The 23680-nt window shown below is 48.9% G+C and carries 20 protein-coding genes; 17 read left to right on the forward strand and 3 right to left on the reverse strand.

Going from position 1 to position 23680, the window contains the following annotated elements:
- Positions 1 to 24 precede the first annotated feature (24 nt).
- The 5 genes from DWZ45_RS04595 (at position 25) to DWZ45_RS04615 (ending at position 3626) form a co-directional block, all read left to right on the forward strand.
- Positions 25 to 789 carry a protein phosphatase 2C domain-containing protein gene (locus DWZ45_RS04595; RefSeq protein ID WP_182426632.1) on the forward strand — a complete coding sequence of 255 codons (765 nt, stop codon included), beginning with the start codon at positions 25 to 27 and terminating at the stop codon, positions 787 to 789.
- A gap of 32 nt (positions 790 to 821) precedes the next feature.
- Positions 822 to 1337, forward strand: coding sequence for a prepilin peptidase (locus tag DWZ45_RS04600; protein WP_118467880.1), 516 nt, complete (start codon positions 822 to 824; stop codon positions 1335 to 1337).
- Positions 1338 to 1355: 18 nt separating this feature from the next.
- Positions 1356 to 1916, forward strand: a complete 561-nt coding sequence (locus DWZ45_RS04605) for a hypothetical protein (RefSeq protein ID WP_118467882.1) — start codon at positions 1356 to 1358, stop codon at positions 1914 to 1916.
- A 276-nt stretch (positions 1917 to 2192) separates the two neighbouring features.
- The gene (locus tag DWZ45_RS04610) at positions 2193 to 3206 is read left to right on the forward strand and encodes a hypothetical protein (RefSeq protein ID WP_118467884.1); all 1014 of its coding nucleotides are present in this window, start codon (positions 2193 to 2195) and stop codon (positions 3204 to 3206) included.
- A 96-nt stretch (positions 3207 to 3302) separates the two neighbouring features.
- The gene (locus tag DWZ45_RS04615) at positions 3303 to 3626 is read left to right on the forward strand and encodes a DUF3870 domain-containing protein (RefSeq protein ID WP_022359681.1); all 324 of its coding nucleotides are present in this window, start codon (positions 3303 to 3305) and stop codon (positions 3624 to 3626) included.
- A gap of 290 nt (positions 3627 to 3916) precedes the next feature.
- Here the strand turns inward: DWZ45_RS04615 and DWZ45_RS04620 are convergent, their stop codons facing one another.
- Positions 3917 to 5323: an amidophosphoribosyltransferase gene (locus tag DWZ45_RS04620; protein WP_107000345.1), complete on the reverse strand. Its 1407-nt coding sequence runs from the start codon at positions 5321 to 5323 to the stop codon at positions 3917 to 3919.
- 444 nt (positions 5324 to 5767) lie between these two features.
- Between DWZ45_RS04620 and DWZ45_RS04625 the strand changes: the two genes are divergently transcribed.
- The 11 genes from DWZ45_RS04625 (at position 5768) to DWZ45_RS14645 (ending at position 17473) form a co-directional block, all read left to right on the forward strand.
- A complete protein-coding gene (locus DWZ45_RS04625; RefSeq protein WP_118468089.1) occupies positions 5768 to 6718 on the forward strand; it encodes a polysaccharide deacetylase family protein in 951 nt (316 codons plus the stop codon).
- A 71-nt stretch (positions 6719 to 6789) separates the two neighbouring features.
- Positions 6790 to 7680, forward strand: coding sequence for a S8 family peptidase (locus DWZ45_RS04630; RefSeq protein WP_022359678.1), 891 nt, complete (start codon positions 6790 to 6792; stop codon positions 7678 to 7680).
- 362 nt (positions 7681 to 8042) lie between these two features.
- Entirely contained in the window at positions 8043 to 9119 is a 1077-nt protein-coding gene (gene recA / locus DWZ45_RS04635; protein ID WP_022359677.1) for a recombinase RecA, read from the forward strand.
- A gap of 95 nt (positions 9120 to 9214) precedes the next feature.
- Positions 9215 to 9823 (forward strand): regulatory protein RecX, encoded by a 609-nt coding sequence (locus tag DWZ45_RS04640; protein WP_118467886.1) that lies wholly within the window; start codon positions 9215 to 9217, stop codon positions 9821 to 9823.
- Positions 9824 to 10043: 220 nt separating this feature from the next.
- Complete coding sequence (rny, locus tag DWZ45_RS04645; RefSeq protein ID WP_107000340.1) at positions 10044 to 11591, forward strand: ribonuclease Y; 1548 nt, start codon at positions 10044 to 10046, stop codon at positions 11589 to 11591.
- A gap of 597 nt (positions 11592 to 12188) precedes the next feature.
- A complete protein-coding gene (gene proC / locus DWZ45_RS04655) occupies positions 12189 to 12986 on the forward strand; it encodes a pyrroline-5-carboxylate reductase (protein WP_022359673.1) in 798 nt (265 codons plus the stop codon).
- A gap of 56 nt (positions 12987 to 13042) precedes the next feature.
- Entirely contained in the window at positions 13043 to 13615 is a 573-nt protein-coding gene (locus DWZ45_RS04660; RefSeq protein WP_118467889.1) for an NUDIX hydrolase, read from the forward strand.
- A 213-nt stretch (positions 13616 to 13828) separates the two neighbouring features.
- Positions 13829 to 14389, forward strand: coding sequence for a hypothetical protein (locus DWZ45_RS04665; protein ID WP_147353098.1), 561 nt, complete (start codon positions 13829 to 13831; stop codon positions 14387 to 14389).
- A 364-nt stretch (positions 14390 to 14753) separates the two neighbouring features.
- Positions 14754 to 15599, forward strand: coding sequence for a site-specific tyrosine recombinase/integron integrase (xerA, locus tag DWZ45_RS04670; protein WP_118468091.1), 846 nt, complete (start codon positions 14754 to 14756; stop codon positions 15597 to 15599).
- Positions 15600 to 15734: 135 nt separating this feature from the next.
- On the forward strand, positions 15735 to 17060 hold the full coding sequence (gene larA / locus DWZ45_RS04675) for a nickel-dependent lactate racemase (RefSeq protein ID WP_118467893.1): 1326 nt from the start codon (positions 15735 to 15737) through the stop codon (positions 17058 to 17060).
- Positions 17061 to 17191: 131 nt separating this feature from the next.
- A complete protein-coding gene (locus DWZ45_RS14645) occupies positions 17192 to 17473 on the forward strand; it encodes a hypothetical protein (protein ID WP_243017779.1) in 282 nt (93 codons plus the stop codon).
- A 40-nt stretch (positions 17474 to 17513) separates the two neighbouring features.
- On the opposite strand, the gene DWZ45_RS04685 is transcribed toward DWZ45_RS14645, so the two are convergent.
- Together DWZ45_RS04685 and DWZ45_RS04690 are read right to left on the reverse strand one after the other, a co-directional pair.
- Complete coding sequence (locus DWZ45_RS04685) at positions 17514 to 17999, reverse strand: hypothetical protein (protein ID WP_107000334.1); 486 nt, start codon at positions 17997 to 17999, stop codon at positions 17514 to 17516.
- Between the two features lie 139 nt (positions 18000 to 18138).
- Positions 18139 to 22395, reverse strand: coding sequence for a 2-hydroxyacyl-CoA dehydratase (locus tag DWZ45_RS04690; protein WP_118467895.1), 4257 nt, complete (start codon positions 22393 to 22395; stop codon positions 18139 to 18141).
- A 352-nt stretch (positions 22396 to 22747) separates the two neighbouring features.
- On the opposite strand from DWZ45_RS04690, the gene DWZ45_RS04695 reads away from it, so the two are divergent.
- On the forward strand, positions 22748 to 23590 hold the full coding sequence (locus DWZ45_RS04695; RefSeq protein WP_118467897.1) for a hypothetical protein: 843 nt from the start codon (positions 22748 to 22750) through the stop codon (positions 23588 to 23590).
- Positions 23591 to 23680 lie beyond the last annotated feature (90 nt).

Below are 23680 nucleotides of genomic sequence, written 5' to 3' on the forward strand. Positions count from 1 at the left end.
TTCAGGAAAGGAGGGATGGAGAACATGAGGATAACCTATGGATGCTGTAGTGACCGGGGCGATGTCCGCACAGAAAACCAGGACCGTGTATTGGCATTAAGTGGAGAAGTAGAAGGAAAAGAAGCGGGGCTTTTCGTGCTGGCGGACGGTATGGGCGGTCTGGAGTATGGTTCGTCGGTCAGTACATATATTACGGATGAATTTTTGAAATGGTGGGAAGAGGATTTCCCACAGATGGCACATGCCGGGAAGTGCGAGAAAGAAGAAATCCGGGAGCTGCTGGAACAGGAAATATGGGATATAAACCAGGCGGTTCTGGCATTTCGAAAGCGGGAAAACTGCCGCTCAGGTTCTACCATTTCGATCCTTTTTGTATACGGGGATGACTATTATATTGTCAATATGGGGGACAGCCGTGTTTATATCGTTCAGGATGGGCGGTTAAGGAGATTGACGGAAGATCAGTCGATGGCAGCCCAGTTGGTCCGAGAGGGAAAATTGACAGAAGCGCAGGCGAAGCATTCGAAACAGAACCATATATTGACAATGTGTATTGGAATGTTTGAAATTCCTAAAAACTTTTACACAGAAGGAAAAGTAAAGTCAAATGACAGTTTTTTACTTTGCAGTGATGGTCTTTACAATGTATTGAGTGAAGAAAAAATATTCTGTACCTTAACACAGGGAGAATTAAAACCTCAGGAAAGGGCTGAATTATTAAGAAAAATGATTGAACCGGGTATGGCGAAAGATAATGTGTCAGATATTGTGGTAGAAATCATGAAATAGTGGAAAGTGGCAGTGAAGGTAAGAAAAGGAAAATGACGAGTGGAATTTTCTTAAAGACAGCGGCAGTTGTATTAGCATGCGTAGGCGGGGGAGTAGATTTAAAAACACATAAAATCCCGAACAGGCTGACGGTTCCAGGAATGCTTTTAGGTATAATTTTAAACTTTATTTTTGGAGGCGTAGGGAATGGAGTTAATAGTTTGGCAGGAATTGGAGTAGGATTCTTGGCGTTTGTGTTATTTGCTATCGGAGGATTAAAAGCGGGTGATGTAAAACTCTATATGGCAATTGGCGCATTCGGCGGCTGGCGTTTTTCACTGGAGACGATGATTGCTTCGATTCTTATCGGTGGTCTGACTGCTTTTTTGGTTATGCTGATGAGAAAAAGTGGCTGGAAGATGTTTAAAAATCTGTGGACGTATCTGATAAATATGATTTATATCCGAAAATTTTATATGTATCAGGCAGAGAATGAAAGCTCATATTTTAGTTTTGGATGCTGTATCGCATTAGGAGCTGGAGTGGCATTAGTTCGGTACATGTGGTAAGGAGAAGGAGGAAGCAAGATGAAAAAGAAAACGATTGCATTTGGAATGGCGTTAATGACGATGGTACTCGGAACGAATATCATGGCGTTTGCTGAAAGTTGGAAAAATGACGGCAAGGGATATTGGTGGCAGAATGATGATGGTTCGTATCCGGTCAATTGTTGGCAATGGCTGGATGGCAATCAGGATGGAATTTCGGAATGCTATTATTTTAATGGAAATGGTTATATGCTGTCGAATACAGTTACACTGGATGGCTATCAGGTCAATGGAGACGGTGCATGGGTGGTGAATGGTGTGGTTCAGACGAAAGGAAGAGGCTACTATACGTTAGAGGAAGCCAGTCAGATGGCATTGAATTACCACTATGCTTTATATCCAGATGCAGATGGAACATTTGTTATTTTTAACGAGGAAGCCAAAATAAAGAATGGCTGTTATGAATTTATAGTGCGTTGGCAGATGTCCGATCAAGAAGCGGCAGAGCGAATAAAAGAGGGGAGAGATGTAGCAGCCAATTTATATAGTGGTACCGTATATGTAAATATTCAGACAGGTGAAATGTGGGAAGAATGGTAGAAAGTTTCTTCTACGTGATATTTCTGCCCGAAGATTTTTTCGGGCAAAGATAAAAAGAATTGCATTTCTAACCCCACTATGATACGATAAGACACAGCAAAGCATCAATCATATCAAATCTAAAATCTACGCCTTCACGGCATAAAAAGATTCTTTGCATCTAAATTTGAATTCAAATTTTCAAAATTCTAATAATCTCTAAAAACAATCAAAAGAAGGATTGTTCGTACAAATTTCAATGTGATATAATGTAAATGTGAATACGGAGGATACAATATGTTAGGACGTATTGACCGCCAGATGCTGGCAGCAGGACCAGAGGCGCGTTATGATGCGAATGCCAAGATGCTGTTAGGCGAGAAAATTATTCTGGCGCATATACTGGCGGGCTGTGTGGAAGAATTTGCCAACATGGATCCACAGGTGATTTTAGGATACATAGAGGGGGAGCCGGAGATATCATCGGTTCCGGTTGAACCGGGAATGACGAATTCGCCGCATATCCGTGGCATCAGCACGGAAGACAGGGTTCCATATGAGCAGGTTGTGTTCTATGATATCCGATTTTATGTGAGAAATCCGAAAGTGGATGAAAATGTCGGGATTGTGATTGGAATCGAGGCACAGAAATCGTTTTATCCGGGATATGATCTGGTTACGAGAGGGATTTATTATGTAGCGCGGATGATTTCGTCCCAGATGGGCGTGGAATTTACTGGGGAGAATTATAACCAGATTAAAAAGGTATATTCCATCTGGATTTGTATGCGGGTTCCGAGGAAAATCGAAAATACAATCACAGAGTTTGCGGTGAAGCAGAATAATATGGTTGGGACACATGGAGAGCTGGGAAGATATGATTTGTTCCGGTGCATATTTGTATGTTTGTCAGATAAAATGACAGGACAACGGGAGGAAGTTCGGCTGCACCGGCTGTTGGAAACATTATTTGCGGATGGGATATCATTATCAGAGAGAAGAAATATATTACAGACAGAATATCAGATTACAATGACAGAAGAACTGGAAGGGAGGCTGAATCAGATGTGTAATTTGGGTGAAGGATTGGCGGAAAGATGGATGGAACGAGGCTGGAAAGAAGGGATGGAGAAAGGAATGCGTCAAGGAATACAACAAGGAATGCAACAAGGAATGCAAGAGGGCGTACAGCAAACCAGAACGATTTTCCGTCTCTTCATGAATGGTGAGCCAGAATCAATGATTGCTGAAAAAACAGGCAAAAGTGAACAGGAAATCCACGATATTTTATACGGTTCCGAGGAAGCGTAACTTGTACCTTTCTTAAGAAAATGGTATCATAAAAACAGCATATGGAAGGAGCTGTTCTTATTTAGAAAAGTTCCGAAGAAAAGGGGAAACGATATAATGTATAAGGATGATACCATTCTGGTGGTCGGTCAGGCGAAACCGAGCAAGGAGGACGCGATTTACAGCCTGCACGGCGAGTTTTATGTGAGTTTTGTGGTAGAACGGGCGACGGGAAAGATTCTTGATCTGGAGTGCAATACGATTTTGTCGGTGACGCGCAATTTTGTTGTGTCGATGCTGCTTGGAAAGAGTTTGAAAACGGATTTGGACGAGATGCAGCAGAGTATCCGGGAAAGGTATTTTGCACTGACTCAGAAGCCGCTCATTGCCTGTCTGAAGGACGCACATAACCGTTATATGATGGTGACAGGGCAGAAGTGATGTGGGTATTGGCGGTGTGCTTGTATAAACCATAAAGGCACGGTGCTGATAAAACGATGTTACTGTACACGGGTAGGCACTTTTGGAACCGAAAGTGCCGTAAGAAAACGTGGTGGCAGCAGGAATTTGCCGTATTTAAATGCGAAGCCACGGCAAATTCCGTTACTGGGCACGTATGCGTGTACAGTAACAAAACGATTGGCAGAGAATTAACAGAATAAAGATGGCAGCTCATCAGCAGAAATTGATGGGCTGCCATTTTGGTTATCATAGAAACGTATTCTACAACATTATTCTTTTCCGTTCCAGCAATATGTACACAGCTTGCACGGTTCCAGACCAATCGATTCGATTAAATCGTCGAGGCGGTGGAACTGCAGGGAGGTAAAGTTTAAGCGTTTACGGATTTCTTCGACCATTTCCTTATAATTCTGGCTGTCTGGGTTTGCGTAATCATCCAGAAGCTCCGGGGAAACATTGTCGCCCTCACGGTCGCGGATGATGCGGCGTGTGATGAGATCCAGCTCGGAATTGGAGCGGGAGAAGTTCAGATATTTACATCCAAACAGCAGCGGCGGACAAGCCGGACGGATATGTACTGCTTTGGCACCGCTCTGATACAGGAATTCGGTTGTTTCGCCGAGCTGGGTGCCGCGGACGATGGAATCGTCGATTAAGAGCAGGCTCTTGTCGCGGATCAGGGCGTCTACCGGGATCAGCTTCATACGTGCGATCAGGTTTCTCTGGCTCTGGGTGGTCGGCATGAAGGAACGCGGCCAGGTTGGGGTATATTTAATGAATGGACGGGCAAATGGAATGCCGGATTCATTGGCGTAGCCGACTGCATGCGCGATACCGGAATCTGGGATTCCGGCTACCAGATCGGCGTCGGACTGATCGCGTTTGGCAAGCATACGACCGCAGTGGTACCGCATTTCCTCGACGTTGATTCCTTCGTAGCAGGAGGTCGGATAACCGTAGTAAACCCACAAGAAAGAACAGATTTTCATTTCCTTGCGAGCCGGGCTGAGTACCTCTACGCCGTCGGCGTTCATGCGGACGATCTCGCCCGGTCCCAGTTCTTTGTAGTCCGTGTATCCAAGGTTGATGTATGCAAAGCTTTCAAAGGAAACACAGAACGCACCATCTTTGCGTCCGATGATCGCCGGGGTACGTCCGAGGCGGTCACGGGAGATATAGATGCCCTCCGGGGTCAGCAGGAGAATGGTCATGGAACCCTTGATTTTTTCCTGTGCCAGTTTCAGACCTTCAACAAGGGAATCTGCCTGACTGATGATGGCGCCGACCAGCTCGGTTGCATTGATCTTGCCGCCGCTCATTTCCATGAAATGAATATGCCCTTTCTTAAATGCTTCCTGAATCAGCTCTTTTTCATTATTGATCTTGCCGACTGTGGTGATGGCATAGCTTCCTAAGTGCGACTGAATTAACAGAGGCTGCGGTTCCATATCTGAGATACAGCCGATGCCCATGTTACCCTGCATTTCATCGACATCGTGCTCAAATTTTGTACGGAACGGGGAATTCTCGATATTGTGGATAGAACGGCTGAAACCGTTTTCTCCATAAACCGCCATACCACCGCGTCGTGTTCCCAGATGGGAATGATAGTCCGTACCAAAAAAAAGATCCAGTGTACAGTTTGTTTTTGATGTGACACCAAAAAATCCGCCCATTTGTTACTTCCTTTCAACTCTTTTGTCAATAAACTCCATGTGTTACGTTGCACGCGTTGTGATGCGTAACGACATCATTTTTATCATATCATATATTAGGTGTATTACACAATATGAAATATTTATTAAAAATACTTATGAATATTCTTTGGAACTGTTTACAGGCACATTTGGGATCGAAAGCGTCATAAGAGAACGTGGCGGCAGCAGGAATTTGCCGTATTTAAATGCGAAGCCACGGCAAATTCCGTTACTGGGCACGTATGCGTGAACACTAACCTTGTCAGAAAAATGTAAGAAGTAAAATGGGACGAAGTGTTCTTAATAAAGGAAGAGTGTGATATAATAAAACCATTGTACGTGAGTATGTCACATGGTCGGCTGTTCCGGATTGCATCGGAATGGCAGAAGAAAAAGAAAACAATTTGGAGGTTTTGGAGCGGTATGAGAAAAACATGGAAAATGAGAGCAGCAGCACTGTTACTTACGGCGGTCTGTACGGTAGGGGCGTCGTTTGCGGCGTATGCGGATGATGTGCCGTCCGGACCGGCATCGGATATGGAGCTGATTCAGAGGCGAGAGCAGGCGTCCGGTTCCCAGAATGAGGCGGGGGATGCACAGACGGCTGCTGGCAGCGAGAATCATGCTGGCGCAGCGGAAGGACAGCAGACAACAGAGAACCAGGAGACAGGAAATAACGGACAGACTGCTTCTGAGACACAGGGAACGGAGCAGGGGGACAGCCAGGTTCCGGATGGAATGGTAGCCAGCGGCGGTCGTTATATCGATCCGAATGCACCGATGGTGGCACTGACCTTTGATGATGGTCCGTATGCCCCGGTTGGAAACCGCATCATGGACTGCGCGGAGCAGTACGGCGGCCGTGTGACCTTTTATGTGGTCGGAAACCGTGTGAATTCCTATAAGAGTGAGATTCAGCGGATGTATGCCAATGGGCATGAGATTGGAAATCACATGCAGGATCACAAGTATCTCCAGAAGTTAGGCGCACAGGAGATTCGTCAGCAGGTGGAGGCCTGCAATCAGGCGGTTGCCGCGATCACAGGCGAGGCACCGAAAACAGTCCGTCTTCCGGGCGGTGGAAAAAACAGCACTGTGCTTGCCAATATCAGCCAGCCGATCGTACTCTGGAATGTGGATACGCTGGACTGGAAGACACGCAATGCGGCTTCATCGGTGCAGACCGTGTTAAACCAGGTAAAAGATGGCTCGGTGGTTCTGATGCATGAGCTTTACAATGCTTCCGGTGACGCGGCAGTCACGATCATTCCGGCGCTTGTGGAGCGCGGCTATCAGCTGGTGACGGTCAGTGAGCTGGCGCAGTTCCGTGGTGGACTGGCAGGCGGAACCGTCTATTACAGCTTCCACAAATAACAGGCTGCATTCACATACGGCGAAAGCCCCCATATTCTAACAGTAAGGGAAGAATATGGGGGCTTTTTCCTGTGAACCGGGCGAGAGAATGGATTCATTGCAATGAGGCGTACAGACGAGGACTGACAGGAAAAGGCGTCGGGGTGGCGATCCTGGACACAGGGGTATTTCTGCATCCGGATTTGGAAAATTGCGTTTACGGATTTCGGGATTTCCTTAAGAAAAAACAGCAGCCGTATGATGACAATGGGCATGGAACGCATGTGGCAGGGATGATTGCCGGCAGCGGCACGGCGTCGGCGGGACGCTATCAGGGTGTGGCGCCAGGGGCGCAGCTGGTCTGCCTGAAAGTGCTGGATCAGAGGGGAAATGGGTATGTATCGGATGTGCTGGCAGGGCTTCGCTGGGTGCGCCAGAATGGCAGCCAGTACGGGATCCGGATTATCAATATATCGGTTGGCTCCTTTACACCGAAGGGAATGAGCGAAGATTCGGCGTTGGTGCGCGGTGTCGATGCGGCGTGGGATGCCGGGTATGTGGTCGTGGTGGCAGCGGGAAATAATGGTCCAGCCGCGCACACGATCACAACGCCGGGGATCAGCCGGAAGGTCATCACGGTGGGATGTGCGGATGATGACCGGGAGGTAGAGGTGGCAGGCAGCCGGATGGTGGACTATTCGGGGCGGGGTCCGACGGACGCCTGTATCTGCAAGCCGGACATTGTGGCGCCTGGATCACGGATTGTGAGCTGTAACCTGCGGCGGAACGGGTACCGTTTTAAAAGCGGGACGTCCATGTCTACGCCGCTTGTCGCGGGGGCGGCGGCGCTTTTGCTGGAGCAGAACCCGGACATGACGAACCGGGATGTGAAGCTTCGCTTTAAAGAGCGGGCAGTGGATCTGGGGCTGCCGCGCAACCAGCAGGGCTGGGGAGCGCTGGATATCGGGCGGCTGTTAGAGTAGAAGCGGGGCGGTGCCAGATGACGTGTACAGGCAGACATTTTTGCAACGGAAGGTTTTGTGTGAACAGTAATGGTGGCAGCGTAACTGTATCGTACGGAATTTTCTGAACTGAAAATTCCGTACGACACAGTTCGGGTAGCAGCTTTTCTCAGCAAAATAATAGACAGAACCAGCCGGAAAATGATATAATTGTAGATACTTTGAATCGCAGAATCAGGTTATAGATCCGGCAGCATCCTGCAGTGCGTCCGGGGGAAAACCAAAAGAAAACAGTTGACATTTACAGCCGGATCCGCTATGATAGAACTAAGTTTAGAACATTTGTTCGTGATTGGCCGCGGAGCGGCGTTTTGGAGGGAAAGATGAATAAAGAAGACAAGCTGAAAGCATTGGATGCTGCGTTGACACAGATTGAGAAAGCATACGGAAAAGGCTCAGTGATGAAGCTGGGTGATTCTGGTGCGAATATGAATATAGAGACGATTCCGACCGGCTCCCTGAGCCTGGATATTGCACTGGGACTGGGCGGTGTTCCGAAGGGACGAATCATCGAGGTATACGGACCTGAGTCCAGTGGTAAGACGACGGTTGCCCTGCATATGGTGGCAGAAGTACAGAAGAGAGGCGGTATCGCTGGATTTATCGATGCAGAGCACGCACTCGATCCGGCATATGCGAAGAAGATCGGTGTTGATATCGATAATCTGTATATCTCCCAGCCGGACAACGGCGAGCAGGCTCTTGAGATTACCGAGACGATGGTGCGCTCCGGTGCGATCGATATCGTGATTGTGGACTCGGTTGCCGCACTGGTTCCGAAGGCAGAGATTGACGGCGAGATGGGTGATTCCCACGTAGGTCTGCAGGCACGTCTGATGTCGCAGGCACTCAGAAAGCTGACCGCAGCAATCAGCCGTTCAAATTGTATCGTTATTTTTATCAACCAGCTGCGTGAGAAGGTTGGTATCATGTTCGGAAACCCGGAGGTTACGACCGGTGGACGGGCACTCAAGTTCTATTCTTCTGTCCGCATGGATGTCCGCCGGATTGAGTCTCTGAAGCAGGGCGGCGAAGTAATTGGAAACCGTGTCCGCATCAAGGTTGTGAAGAACAAGATTGCTCCGCCATTCCGTGAGGCAGAGTTTGATATCATGTTCGGAAAAGGTATTTCCCGTGAGGGCGATATCCTGGATCTGGCGGCGAAGGAGAACATCGTGGAGAAGAGCGGCGCCTGGTATGCTTATGAGGGCAGCAAGATCGGTCAGGGACGCGAGAACGCGAAGAATTTCCTGGCAGCAAATCCGGAAATCTGCCTTGAGATTGAGAACAAGGTACGTGTCAAATACGGACTTTCCGAAGACACGATGATGCCGGAGGCGTCCAAGGAAGCACCGACGGAGCTTCCGCCGGTAGGAGTGGACGCAGAGGACGAAAAATAGAGTAAAATCCTGTTACAGGGCACATATGTGTGAACAGTAACAGGAAAAGTTACAGCTGGCAACGTGTGAACTGTAGCTATGAAAAGGGGCTGTATATGCGGATTGAACGCGTAGAATCCCTGGATAAGAGAAAGTGCAAAGTTTTCACGGATGAGGACTTTGCCTTTCTTTTATATAATGGGGAATTAGAAAAATACGGTGTCTGTGAGGGCGCGGTTTTGGAAGAAAGAACGGAGAGGGAGCTTTTGGATCTTTTAAGCCGCCGGGCACATGAGCGGGCGCTGAATCTTTTGAAGGTGCAGGACCGGACGGAAGGAGAAATGTGCCGCCGCCTTTTCCAGGAAGGGTATCCGGATTCGATCGTGCAGGAGACGATTGGATTTTTGCAGGAATATCATTTTGTGGACGATGCCAGATATGCGGCGAATTACCTGCAGGTTCATGGAAAGCGGAAAAGCCAGGCGGAATTGAAGCTTTACCTGCAGCGAAAAGGCATATCGCGCGAGATCATCCGGGAGCAGCTGGAAGAGACAGAACATGATTCGGGCGAGGCAATCCGCGTCTTGCTTGAGAAGAAGCATTACAGGGCGGGAGAGACAGCGCCGGAGGAGGAAAAAAAGATCATTGCCTATCTGATGAGGCGGGGATTTTCATGGGAAGATATCCGGAGAGAGATGAAGGAGCAGGAGGATGCACTTAGTTGACTTTCAGGCGCAGAGTCATTTACCAAAGATAATTTTGAATGGATTCTGTTTCATGATTGTGAACGTGCAAATGTATTATAAAACAGAACAGAACGCTGTCTAAAGGTGTCCCAGGAAGCTGGTTAGGAAGCGCTTATTCTGCTTGACATACTGTATAAAACCGTTTAAAATTATAGTATTGTATTTTCGTACAATGAAAACTAAATAAGGAGGTGCTCCTGTGTCACAAGTAATAATTGCGGTTATCGTTACAGGTGTTATTGTAGCAGCTATTACTTGGGTCGTTGCGAACCAGCATCGCCAGAAGACATATGAGGCGAAGATTGGAAGCGCAGAAGAACGATCCAGGGAAATAATAGATGAAGCATTGAAAATTGCTGAGACAAAGAAGCGAGAAGCTCTCCTTGAAGCGAAGGAAGAGTCGTTAAAGACAAAGAATGAGCTTGAGAAAGAAACAAAGGAAAGAAGAGCTGAGCTTCAGCGCTATGAAAGACGTGTACTGAGCAAAGAAGAAAACCTGGACAAAAAAGCAGAAGCGATGGAAAAGCGTGAAGCGGGTATGAATGTCAAGGAGGAGGCACTTAAGAGAAAGACTGCGGAGGCAGAGGCTCTCTATGAGAAAGGTATGCTGGAACTGGAGAAGATCTCCGGTTTAACCTCTGAACAGGCAAAGGAATATCTGCTGCGTTCCGTGGAAGAAGATGTAAAGCATGATACGGCGAAGCTGATCAAAGATCTCGAGGCGAAAGCGAAAGAGGAAGCAGAGAAGAAAGCCAAGGATTATGTGGTGACAGCGATTCAGCGCTGTGCTGCGGATCATGTGGCTGAGACAACCGTATCAGTCGTACAGCTTCCGAATGATGAGATGAAGGGACGAATTATCGGACGTGAGGGAAGAAATATTCGTACACTGGAGACTCTGACGGGCGTGGAACTGATCATCGACGATACGCCGGAGGCAGTTGTCCTGTCTGGCTTCGATCCAATCCGGAGAGAGGTAGCGCGTATTGCACTGGAACGTCTGATTGTGGATGGACGGATTCATCCAGCCAGAATCGAAGAGATGGTAGAGAAGGCACAGAAAGAAGTGGAAAACATGATGCGCGAGGAGGGCGAAGCGGCTCTTCTGGAAGTTGGCATTCATGGTATCCATCCGGAACTTGTCAAGCTGCTTGGTAAGATGAAATTCCGGACAAGTTACGGTCAGAATGCATTGAAGCATTCGATTGAGGTTGCACAGTTAGCCGGACTTCTGGCGGCTGAGGTGGGCGTCGATGTACGGACCGCCAAACGTGCAGGTTTATTACATGATATTGGAAAGGCAGTCGATCACGAGCAGGAGGGAACCCACGTAGAACTGGGTGTGGCGCTCTGTAAGAAGTACAAAGAGTCCGCAACCGTTATCAATGCAGTGGAAGCCCATCACGGCGATGTAGAGCCACAGAGCTTGATTGCATGTCTGGTACAGGCAGCTGATACGATTTCAGCGGCACGTCCAGGTGCGAGACGAGAGACTCTGGAAACATATACCAACCGTCTGAAACAGCTGGAGGATATCACGAACTCCTATAAGGGTGTTGATAAATCCTACGCAATTCAGGCAGGTCGTGAGGTGCGTATCATGGTTGTACCGGAACAGGTCAGCGACGATGATATGGTTCTGATGGCGAGAGAGATTTCAAAGCGGATTCAGGAAGAGTTACAGTATCCGGGACAGATCAAGGTCAATGTAATCCGTGAATCGAGAGTTACCGAGTACGCCAAATAAAACCCGGCAGCAGGGCTGCATGGAGTAAACTTGAGCATGAAAATAAAAGTCTTATGGATGAAGATACATTACATTCATAAGACTTTTTTGTTTCATGGGGAATTGCGTCCTATGAAACAAAAAAACGCTCCGCGAGGATGCGCACTCGCGCGAAGAAGAAACATGTCGCAAGCGACCGCGCGAGACGCCCGAATGTGCCAAGGCACATTCTTTACATCTTTTTTGAGAGAGAAAGAAAAACAGAAAAATACAGGTTTTTTTCATGAAGCGGAAAACGGAAACTCTGTTTTTCGGACAGACTGAAAATTTGCATGAGCAGGGTAAAATAAAGGGTCGTGAGCGTGAAGGCAGGCGGAGAAATTTTGCTTGCAAACTGTCCAAAAGACGAGTATTATAGCATGATAGAGTTGAAAAATAGTGATTATTTAGCAGCTTCATGCATTTATTGTGGCGTAATGGTAAGAAGATTGAACCGTTACCAAGATGCTGAATAGAAAGCCAGATGTGGCTGTTGGAAAGAGCAGCTGCAGTCAGACAACAAATGGAGGATCATCCGGCAGGGAAGTGCCGGATGGCAGATGGAGGGAGACAAAGATTATGGCGAAAATTGGTTTTATCGGAATGGGAAATATCGGCTATGCGATCATGCGAAGCCTGCTGAACAAATATAAAACGGAAGACATCACTTTTACGGATCTGAACCGCCGGAGAGTGGCACAGATAGAGAAAGAGACAGGTGTCAAGGCGGTTGACACAAACCAGGATTGTGCGGAAAATGCAAAATATATCGTATTAGCTATAAAGCCGCAGTTTTATGACAATGTACTGGCAGATATCAAGGACCATGTAACGAAAGAAAATATTATTATTTCGATTGCACCGGGTATCACGATTGACAGTGTCAACGAGAAGCTGGGCGGTGACCGCCGTATCGTGCGTGCGATGCCGAACACGCCGGCGCTGATCGGCGAGGGTATGACAGGTGTCTGCTACGACAAGAAGCTGTTTGAAGAGACAGAAAAGCAGATGATCAGCAATTTCTTTGAATCTTTTGGTATGATGGAGATCGTTCCGGAATATATGATGAATGCGGTTGTATGTATCAGTTCCAGTGCACCGGCATACATCTATATGTTCATTGAGGCGCTGGCAGATGCGGGCGTTAAGTACGGCATGCCGCGCGATGTGGCTTACCGGATGGCGGCGCAGGGCGTTGTCGGCAGTGCAAAGATGGTACTCGAGACCGGCAAACACCCGGGCGCACTCAAGGATGATGTCTGTTCGCCGGGCGGCACGACGATCTACGCGGTCAGTGTCCTGGAGGAGTATGGTTTGCGGAACGCGGTTATCAAGGCGTGTGACGCATGCTATGAGAAGTGTATCGACCTGAAATAGTGAAAAAAATGTTGAAAAAGAACCCAGAAGGAACCTGGACATAAGGGTGAGGAAATATGGAACAGAAAGTAGAAAAGCAGGCATCGCTGGAGCCCGTGCCGGTCAAACGTCTGAAACGAGAGTTAAAATATCAGGGAACCATCTTGAAAATGTACGAAGATACCGTCGAGGTAAACGGACATCAGGCAAAATGGGATTTTATCCATCATGACGGCGCGGCAGCGGTGCTTCCGGTTACGGAGGATGGAAAGATTCTCATGGTGCGTCAGTACCGCAATGCGCTGGACCGCTATACACTGGAGATTCCGGCTGGTAAGCTGGATTCGCCGGATGAGGCGAAGATTGACTGCGCGTACCGCGAGCTGGAGGAGGAGACGGGCTACCGTTGTGACCATCTGGAATATCTGATGAGCGTCAACACAACGATCGCGTTCTGTGATGAGGCGCTGGATATTTTTCTGGCACGCGATCTCAAGAAAACCCATCAGCATCTTGACCCGGACGAGGAGATTGAGGTAGAGGCGTGGGAACTTTCCGACCTTTTGAAACGGATCTACGCAGGAGAACTGACGGATGGAAAGACTGTGTCCGCGATTCTGGCGTATGCCTGCAAAGCAGGACAGAAGTAAAAATAAGGATCAGCGAAGCACTGTAAGCATCTGTGATGAAATAAATATATGGATTAAATGCTGAAAGACGCATGAAGCTAACAGCATATAGAGGCAGATATAAAGGCATATTATAAAAAACACTGAATACAGATAAGGTAACAAAGGAATAGGCAGGGATTGCATGTGAAAAGGAGATTCCGGCTTCCGGCTTTAAGTACCTGGGATGTATCAGTGTTTTTTTGGATCCTTGGGATTGTATTGGGGACGATAGCAGCCGTTTGTTTTCAAATTTCGTCCGGGAGCGGACATGCCGGGCTGGAAAGTGTGCTGGCAGCGAGGCTTGGACAAGAAATAGGAGATCCATCGGGTGCCGGGTGGCATCTAAACGCCGGAATGAAGGCAGCCAGCCGGGGAACTTTGTTTTTTCAGGTTTGGCTGCAGCGGTCAGGGATGGCGCTGGTGCTGTGGCTGGCAGGTATGACGCCGGTCGCATGCCTGGCTGCGTGGGGGGCTTGTCTCGTCTTAGGTCTGGAGCAGGCATGGCTGCTGGCAGGATTTACTGGCTGGGGCGGTTTTTGGGGACTGCCTGTATTTGTGGCAACGTTATTTCCACAGGTGGTGTTTTATATTCCTGTGTTCTGGCTGCTTCTTTCCTGGGCGCTTGCAAAGGAGAGGCGGATACGGACGGCTGGATTTTTAATCCTTTTATTGGTGCTGGGGATGGGAACAGCGCTGGAAGTGTGGCTGAATCCTGGTTTTGTATCATTACTGATCTCACACTGCCCATTTTAATGGGGCTGTCCGAATAAAAATATAATTCAAAATTTACAACATATGGGGGTGGAAAAAGTGGACGCACCATATGTTGTATTTTTATGTAAATCAGTCGAAAAATGTAGGAAAAGTGGGGAAAATTATGTTTGATTTTATGGGAAAATGTAGATATAATGATACCTGCGGACGATAAAAGCCCTGTTTGTGGAGAAGAAGGTAAGTTGCAGATAGGGTGAGAAAACCTCAGGAGAATGGATGGTTCGGATGGAGAAATCGATAGGATTACCGCGGAACGATATTTGTCCTGCAGGCTGGGGGGTTGGCAGAAAATGCCGTGAATAAAAGAATGGCGGAAATGGTTACGAGAATAGATTGGGGAAGTATGAGAGGGGAAGTAGACAGATTTGAACAGTACCTGCGGGAGGTAAAACAGGCATCGGAAAATACCGTACAGTCATATCGGAGAGATCTGATGCAGATGATTACTTATCTGGAGGAGAAAGAGATCCGGGAGGCGGCGAAGGTGACAAAGACCAGCCTGCATGGATATATTCTTCATATGGAAGAGCAGGGAAAGGCGGCTACCACCATTTCACGGATGATGGCGGCGATGAAAGCGTTTTTTAATTATGAATGTATGCAGGCATGCATCCGGCGGAACCCGGCGGAAAGTCTGCATGCGCCGAAAGTGGAGAAAAAGGCGCCGGTGGTCCTGAGTGTCGATCAGGTATCAGCGCTTCTGGCACAGCCATCCGGGCAGACACCGAAGGAGATTCGGGACAAGGCGATGCTGGCTCTTTTATATGCGACCGGAATCCGGGTGTCAGAGCTTATAGGGATCCAGATGGAAGATATCAATATGAACATTGGATTTCTGGTCTGTCGCGACGGGGAGAGAGAGCGGACGATCCCATTTGGACGTTCGGCGAAAGCAGCGCTGGAGGAGTATTTGGAACATGCGAGAAACGAGCTGCTGCGTGGAAAGGGATCGGACTATTTCTTTGTCAACTGTACAGGCGGCGCGATGAGCCGGCAGGGATTCTGGAAGATTATCAAATATTACGGCGAGAAAGCCGGGATTGAGGAAGATATCACGCCGCACACGCTGCGCCATTCCTTTGCGGCGCACCTGATTGCGAGAGGTGCAGACATGCGGGCGGTTCAGACGATTCTTGGACATTCGGATATGGCGACGACGCAGATGTATGCGGCGTACAGGGAAGATTGAAAAATATCATATAAATTATAAAAATAAAGCACCTGTTTTGTGAAAGACTTGACAAAACAGGTGCTTTATTATATACTTTAGTGGTTTAAAGTGCAAACGTTTAACGCAGATGAGGAAATGTGAAGGAGAAAGACAATGGAGCAAGTACATTTAAAGTACGGAACGTCGGCGGTCGATTTTGAGATTGACGGTGCGAAGAGTGTAAAATACCTGTATGAAAATAAAATGCGGGTCATTGAAGATATAAAAGCAGAATTTCTGCATTGTGTGACGGATGGTGTGATTGGCACGAAGCCGTTAAAGAAATTGATTGCACCGACCGATCCGGTTACGATCGTGATCAGTGATATGATGCGTTTCTGGATGCGTCAGGACGTGATTTGCGAGCTTCTGGTAAAATATCTGCACGATGAGATGGGCGTGGGATATGACCAGATTGCGGTTGTGGTTGCACTGGGAACACACCGCAAGAATACGGCGGAGGACCGCAGAAAACTTGCAAGCGAGTTTGTCTACGACCATGTAGCGAGCGTGACTGACCATGACTGCGATGCGCCGGATCTGGTATACATCGGTACGACGTCCTTCGGAACGCGTGTATCGGTCAATCCGCTGGCAGTCGGCAGAAAGGTCATCTGCATCGGCGGTACGGTGCACCATCTGATGGCAGGCTACGGCGGCGGAAGAAAGAGCATCGTTCCAGGTATTGCTTCCCGTGAGACGATCCGCATGAACCATGAGCGTGCGCTGGATCCGGAGAAACCGATGACGGATGTGCGTGTCGGCAGCGGTCTGGTGGAGAACAACCCGATCAACCTGGATATGCGCGAGGCAGGTGCCATGGTACATGTTACATTCGGTATCAATATCGTGGTAGATACGTCTTCCCGCCACAGCGGTTTATTCTGTGGTGAGTTTGACAAGGCATGGCAGGCAAGCTGCAGTTATGTACAGAAGGGATACGGACTGCCGATCGACTATCAGGCAGATGTCGTAATTGCAAGCTGCGGCGGTTTCCCGAAAGATCTGAATTTTTATCAGTCCACCAAGACGCTGTTTAACGCATCGAGAGCGGTCAAAGAGGGCGGTACACTCATTATGCTGGCGGAATGCCCGGAGGGAAGCGGTTCCAGGGATTTCTTCGACTGGATTAAGCCTCTCTCTAAGGGATGCCTGGATGAGGCACTGCGTGCGTCTTTCACCATCGGCGGCTATATTTTCTACGCAGCCTGCGAGTCCATCCGTCGTTCGAAGACGCTGCTTCTGTCTTCCATGGAGCCGGAGCTGGTTCGGGATATGGGCGTAAGATCGTTTAAAGATATGAAGGATCTGCTGGCAGAGGTAGACTTTAACGGAAAAGATGTATATGTAATTCCGTACGGCGGAAGCGTGCTCCCGCAGACAAAGGAAGCCTACGAGCGTATTTGCCGCGAGGCAGAGGAAAATGGAGGCGCGAAGTAATGAATATTCCGCTGCTAATTGTTATTTTATAGGTGCTTCTGCTGTTTGGCATCAGTATCTATGTGTCTTACAGCCAGAAAAAGGATTCAGAGAACTTCCTTTTATATAAAGGAAAAAATAATGCGTTTGTCGTGGCAGCTAGTATCGCGGGTCTGGCGATCGGCGGCGCTTCGACGATCGGTATCGCGGAGAACGCTTTTACCGTGGGGCTGTCGGCAGGCTGGTATGATACAGCATGGGCGATCGGCGCGGTTGTTTCTTCTATGCTGGCAGTCCGTTACCTGCGTAGAAGCCAGTACACGACCATCAGCGGTCTTGTAAGGGACCTCTATGGCACAAAGACGAAAATAGAAGAGCCAAAAATAGAAGAGTTTAAAGTAAAAAAGAACGTCAAACCCAAGCGAAAAACTTAGAATTTGACGTTCTTTTTGCATATTTATATTCGATTCGATGCTACTCAACCGTCCCGGCGTCTTTGATATAGGAAATGAAACTCTTCTTGATCGAGGTCACGATTTCTTTGCATTGTGTATATTCTTCGCTGTCGCTGGCATACTGCTCGTCGTAGTGCGGATCCAGAATGAAGATCTTGTTGCCGCAGAAGCCTAAGATGGTGCAGCCGTTTAAATCGCGGTAATGCGTGTCCTCAAATGCGAGAATGCGGAAGAGAAGTCCGCCTCCGTTGGCTTCATAGGCTGTTTTTTCATATACCTCGTAGGAATCCCCGCTCGGAACCATGATGAGTCTCGAAAATGCCTGGGATGGAAGTTTGAATGAAAAATCGTCGGTAATTACTTTGGAGCCGGTCAGCTCGATGGAGAGGTTGTCCGGGTCCTCCTGAGAAAAACTCACAACCTGTGCGGAATAATCAGCTGCATAAGACGGCGTCACGTAGAGAGCCGCAGCCAGAGCCGCGCAGAGGAATAATTTTGATTTCATCCTGAGATCTCCTTTTAGTCTGTCTTTTTGTTCCCCTATATAGAAGATAGGCTATGGAATCCATAGCCTATCTTAAACTCCATATAAATTTATTATAGCACAGACATCTTTAAAAGTCAGCTGGAAATTTTATCCAAAATCATCCAATTCTCGAATCTTTTTTCCCTTCTGACAGGTTCTTCTGTGCGGTGGAAAGCATCAGTTTGATACGATTCAACTGATTGACTTCACTGGCACCCGGATCGTAGTCTACGGCGATGATATTCGCCTCTGGATGGCTGGCGCGCAGTTCCTTGATGACGCCTTTTCCGACGATGTGGTTCGGCAGGCAGCCGAACGGCTGGGTGCAGATGATGTTCGTCGTGCCGCTGTGAATCAGTTCCAGCATCTCGCCGGTCAGGAACCATCCCTCGCCGGTCTGATTGCCGAGGGAAACGTAATGCTTCGCCATCGACGCCAGATCCTGAATCCGTGCAGGCGGAAGGAAATGTGTGCTGCGTTCCAGTTCGCGGCGGCAGGTGCGGCGGAAATACTCCAGCAGGGAGATTCCCATGTTGCACAGGTGTGCGGTGGAACGTTTGCCGCCCAGATTGTCGGCTTTGAAGTTGCTGTTGTAGAAGCAGTAAAGCAGGAAATCAAGCAGATCCGGCATTACAGCCTCGGCACCCTCGGCTTCCAGAAGCTCTACCACGTGGTTGTTTGCTAACGGGGAGAATTTTACCAGGATCTCGCCGACAATGCCAACCCTCGGTTTTTGGACATTGCGTCTTGGAAGTTCGTCGAAGTCATGAACAATACCGCGGATGTTGCGGTTAAACTCTGCCATGGATAAAGAACGTTTCTGCAGTGATTTGATGCAGATTGCTTTCCATTTCTCATGCAGGGCGTTGGCGGAGCCGGCTTTTGCTTCGTATGGGCGGGTCGCATAGAGAACACGCATGAAGAGGTCGCCGTAGACAACCGCCTGCATTGCTTTGGTAAGAAGCGGCAGGGTGATTTTAAAGCCCGGATTCGTCTCCATGCCGTTGGCATTTAACGAGATAACCGGAATCTGCGGCATACCGGCGCGCTCTAAGGCACGGCGGATAAAGCCGATATAGTTGGAAGCACGGCAGCCGCCGCCGGTCTGGCTCATGATAACGGCTGTGTGCTCTAAGTCGTATTTGCCGGAGAGCAGCGCATCCATGATCTGACCAACCACGATCAGGGACGGGTAGCAGGCGTCGTTGTTGACGTACTTAAGTCCTGTGTCGACAGCGGTACGGTCGGAGTTCTGCAGTACCTCCAGGTTGTAACCACAGCTTCGGACTGCCGGTTCGATGAGGTCGAAATGGATCGGCGACATCTGCGGGCAGAGGATTGTGTAGTTTTTCTTCATTTCCTTCGTGAAATAAACACGGCTGTATGCGCTGGAAACGATCGGTTTATGGTAGTGGCGCATCTCGCGCACACGGATTGCGGCGATCAGGGAGCGCACACGGATACGTGCGGCGCCGAGGTTGTTGACCTCGTCGATCTTGAGCAGCGTATAAATTTTGCCGGAGCGGGTCAGAATATCATTGACCTGATCAGTAGTAACTGCGTCCAGACCGCATCCGAAGGAGTTGAGCTGGATCAGATCCAGGTTTGGCTGTGTCTTCACATAGGAAGCTGCCTCGTAGAGGCGGGAGTGGTACATCCACTGGTCGGTGACGATCAGCGGACGGTCAACGCGTCCTAAATGGGAGACGGAGTCCTCGGTCAGCACGGCAAAACCGTAGGAAGTGATGAGTTCCGGAATGCCATGGTTGATCTCCGGATCTACATGGTACGGTCTGCCTGCCAGCACGATGCCGTGGTGTCCGGTTTCTTTTAACCAGGCGATGACTTCCTCGCCCTTCTTTTCCATATCCTGACGGGAGGCGATGAGTTCCTGCCATGCCTTGTGAGCGGCGGCGCGGATCTCTTTCTCCGGGATCGACTGATCCCTGGTAAATTCTTCGACCAGACGTTTTGTCAGGATTTCCTCATTTGTAAATGCCATAAACGGATTCCGGAAATGTACCTTGTGATCCGTCAGGGATTCTACGTTGTTTTTGATGTTTTCCGCGTAGGATGTGACCATCGGGCAGTTGTAGTGATTTCCCGCTTCCGGGGTTTCGTTGCGCTCGTAAGGAACGCACGGATAGAAAATGTAGGTCAGTCCCTGGCGGATCAGCCATTCGATATGACCGTGCGCGAGTTTTGCCGGGTAGCACTCGGATTCGCTCGGGATTGATTCAATACCAAGTTCGTAGATCTGTCTTGTCGATTTCGGGGACAGAACGGTGCGGTACCCCAGTTCCCTGAAGAAGACTGCCCAGAACGGGTAGTTTTCATACATATTCAGGACACGTGGGATGCCGACGGTACCGCGCGGCGCCAGATCGGCGGTCAGCGGTTCATAATCGAACATACGGTGGTATTTATAGTCGAATAAGTTCGGAATGTCTTTTTTCTGTTTGTTGCCGCCCAGTCCGCGCTCACAGCGGTTTCCGGTCACGAACTGACGTCCGCCATCGAAACGGTTGATCGTCAGGACGCAGTGGTTTGTACAACCCTGGCAGCGTGCCATCGTCGTCTTGTAGGTCAGGCTTAAGATCTTGTCGATCGGCAGCATCGTGGTCGTCTTGGAAGCATCGTAGCGCTCACGGGCAATCAGAGCCGCGCCGTAGGCACCCATGATACCGGCAATGTCCGGGCGGACTGCCTCACAGCCGGAGATCTTCTCAAAACTGCGGAGAACCGCATCGTTATAGAAGGTACCGCCCTGTACGACCACGTGTTTTCCGAGATCGGAGGCGTTGGTAATCTTGATAACCTTAAACAGGGCGTTTTTGATGACGGAGTAAGCCAGTCCGGCAGAAATATCTGCGACGGAAGCGCCCTCTTTCTGCGCCTGTTTGACGTTAGAGTTCATGAAAACAGTACAGCGGGTACCGAGGTCGGTCGGATTTTTGGCAAAGAGTGCCTCCTTGGCAAAATCCTGTACGCTGTAATTTAAGGATTTAGCAAATGTCTCGATAAAGGAGCCGCAGCCGGACGAACAAGCTTCGTTGAGCTGTACGCTGTCTACGGTGCCGTCCTTGATCTTGATGCATTTCATATCTTGACCGCCGATATCAAGGATGCAGTCTACATCCGGCTCAAATGCCGCCGCTGCGTAGTAGTGGGAGATCGTCTCGACCTCGCCCTCATCCAGCATCAGGGCAGATTTTAAGAGCGCTTCACCGTAACCGGTGGAGCAGGAATAAGCGATCTGTGCTTTCTCAGGAAGCTGGTCGTGGATCTCCTGCATCGCGCGGATCGCCGTCGCCAGCGGGCTGCCGTTGTTGTTGCTGTAGAAGCGGTATAGAAGAGAGCCGTCCTCGCCGACAAGCGCCACCTTGGTTGTGGTGGAACCGGCGTCAATGCCGAGGTAGCAGTTGCCTTCGTAGGTCGCTAAATCACCTTTTTTGACGTCATGACTTGCATGGCGGGTTCTGAATTTTTCATAGTCAGCTTCATCAGTAAAGAGGGGTTCCATCCGCTTTACCTCGAAATCCATCTTGATGCCGTGGGAAAGCCGTTCGATCAGATCGTGCAGGCTGGCAGTTGTCTTCGGATCAGAGTTCATCGCCGCGCCGATCGCCGCAAACAGATGCGAGTGATCCGGGGCAATGATCTGGTCCGCCCCCAGATTCAGGGTGCGGATAAATGCCGCGCGCAGCTCCGAGAGGAAATGAAGCGGTCCACCGAGAAACGCAACATTGCCGCGGATCGGCTTGCCGCATGCCAGACCGCTGATGGTCTGGTTGACAACCGCCTGGAAAATGGAGGCGGACAGATCCTCTTTGGTTGCGCCTTCGTTGATGAGAGGCTGGATATCCGTCTTGGCGAAAACGCCGCAGCGCGCCGCGATCGGATAGATTGCCTTGTAATTTTTCGCGTACTCATTAAGACCGGATGCGTCCGTCTGAAGCAGCGAAGCCATCTGATCAATAAAAGAGCCGGTGCCTCCGGCGCAGATTCCGTTCATACGCTGGTCGATGCCGCCGGTAAAATAAATAATTTTCGCATCCTCGCCGCCAAGCTCGATGGCAACGTCGGTCTGCGGGGCATAATCCTTCAGGGATGTGGCAACCGCCACAACCTCCTGGACAAATGGAATGCCCAGATGCTTAGAAAGTGTTAAACCGCCAGAACCAGTGATGACCGGCTCAACGGTCAGTGCGCCAAGTTTCTCTTCACCCTCACGGAGCAGGTCCGCGAGCGTCTCCTGTATGTTTGCAAAATGACGTTTATAATCGGCGAAAAGAAGCTTACCGCCGTCTTCAATAATAGATACTTTAACCGTTGTGGAACCGATGTCGATTCCTAATTTTTTACAGGAATTCATGTACAATCGGGGCAGTGCCCCTTCCCTCCTTTGTATTACACATGTATTCGGCTATACTTTAACATAGAATAAGGAAGAAAACAATCGGTAGGGTGCGTTAAAAAGATGCTAAAAATGTGCAAAATTTGTTAATATCGCGCATAATGGGAGGAGGGTGTTCCTGTACAAGGAAAGGCATTTTCTGCGTGGAAAATACCGCTTTTTCTGAGTTGGAATGCAGCCGTTACCGATCGCAGGCAGGCACTTTTGGAACCGAATGTGCCGTAAGATAACGTGGTGGAAGCGAGAATATAATTTGACAAAGAATCCGCCGCTCTCTATAATGAAAGGAAAACGGCAAAGGATGTGAATTATGAATTTTTTTAGAAAATTAGAGCGCAAATTCGGCCGGTTTGCGATCCCGAATCTGATGTACTATATCATCATGATGTATGCGGCTGGATTTGTGATGAGCCTGTTTAATCCGTATTTTTACGTGCAGTATCTGGCGCTTGATGCAGCGGCGATCCTGCGGGGACAGGTATGGAGAATCGTGACCTTTCTCGTATGCCCGCCTCAGTCGGGCGTCCTCTTTGCGCTGCTCGCGATGTATCTCTATTATTCGATTGGATCGACGCTGGAGCGCGTGTGGGGAACCTTCCGATTTAATATGTTTTTCTTTATGGGCGTGCTGGGACACATCATTGCGGCATTCCTGGTGTATGGTGTGACCGGCTTTTCGGTGCCGATGTCCCCGTATTACTTAAATGAATCGCTGTTTCTGGCGTTTGCCTGCACTTTCCCGGAGATGCAGTTCCTTCTGATTTTTATTCCGATCCGGGCGAAATACCTCGGAATGATGTATGGAGCGCTTCTGGTCTACAGTTTCTTAACGGGTGGCATTATCGCGAAAATTGAGATTGTTGTTTCGATGCTCAATTTTATCATTTTCTTCCTGATGACGCGTAACTACCGGAAGATCAGCCCGAAAGAGGCGGTCCGCAAGCAGAAGTTCAAAAACGAGATGCAGAAAGCGCAGATTCAGAAAATTTCGCTGACGCATCATAAATGTGCAGTCTGCGGACGCACCGAGAAGGATGATCCGAACCTGGAATTCCGCTATTGTTCGAAGTGTGCGGGAAATCTGGAATATTGCATGGATCATCTGTATACGCATAAACACGTGACCGAAGAAGAATTGAAAGATTCTAAATAGAACCAAGCGGTGGATTGTTTTTTTAGCAGGGGATTTAAATAGGTTGGATGAAGCATACAAAAGAGGTTATAAATGATTCACTGATGGGAA

Source organism: Clostridium sp. AF32-7AC (assembly GCF_003477925.1).
Lineage (GTDB): Bacteria > Bacillota > Clostridia > Lachnospirales > Lachnospiraceae > Otoolea > Otoolea fessa.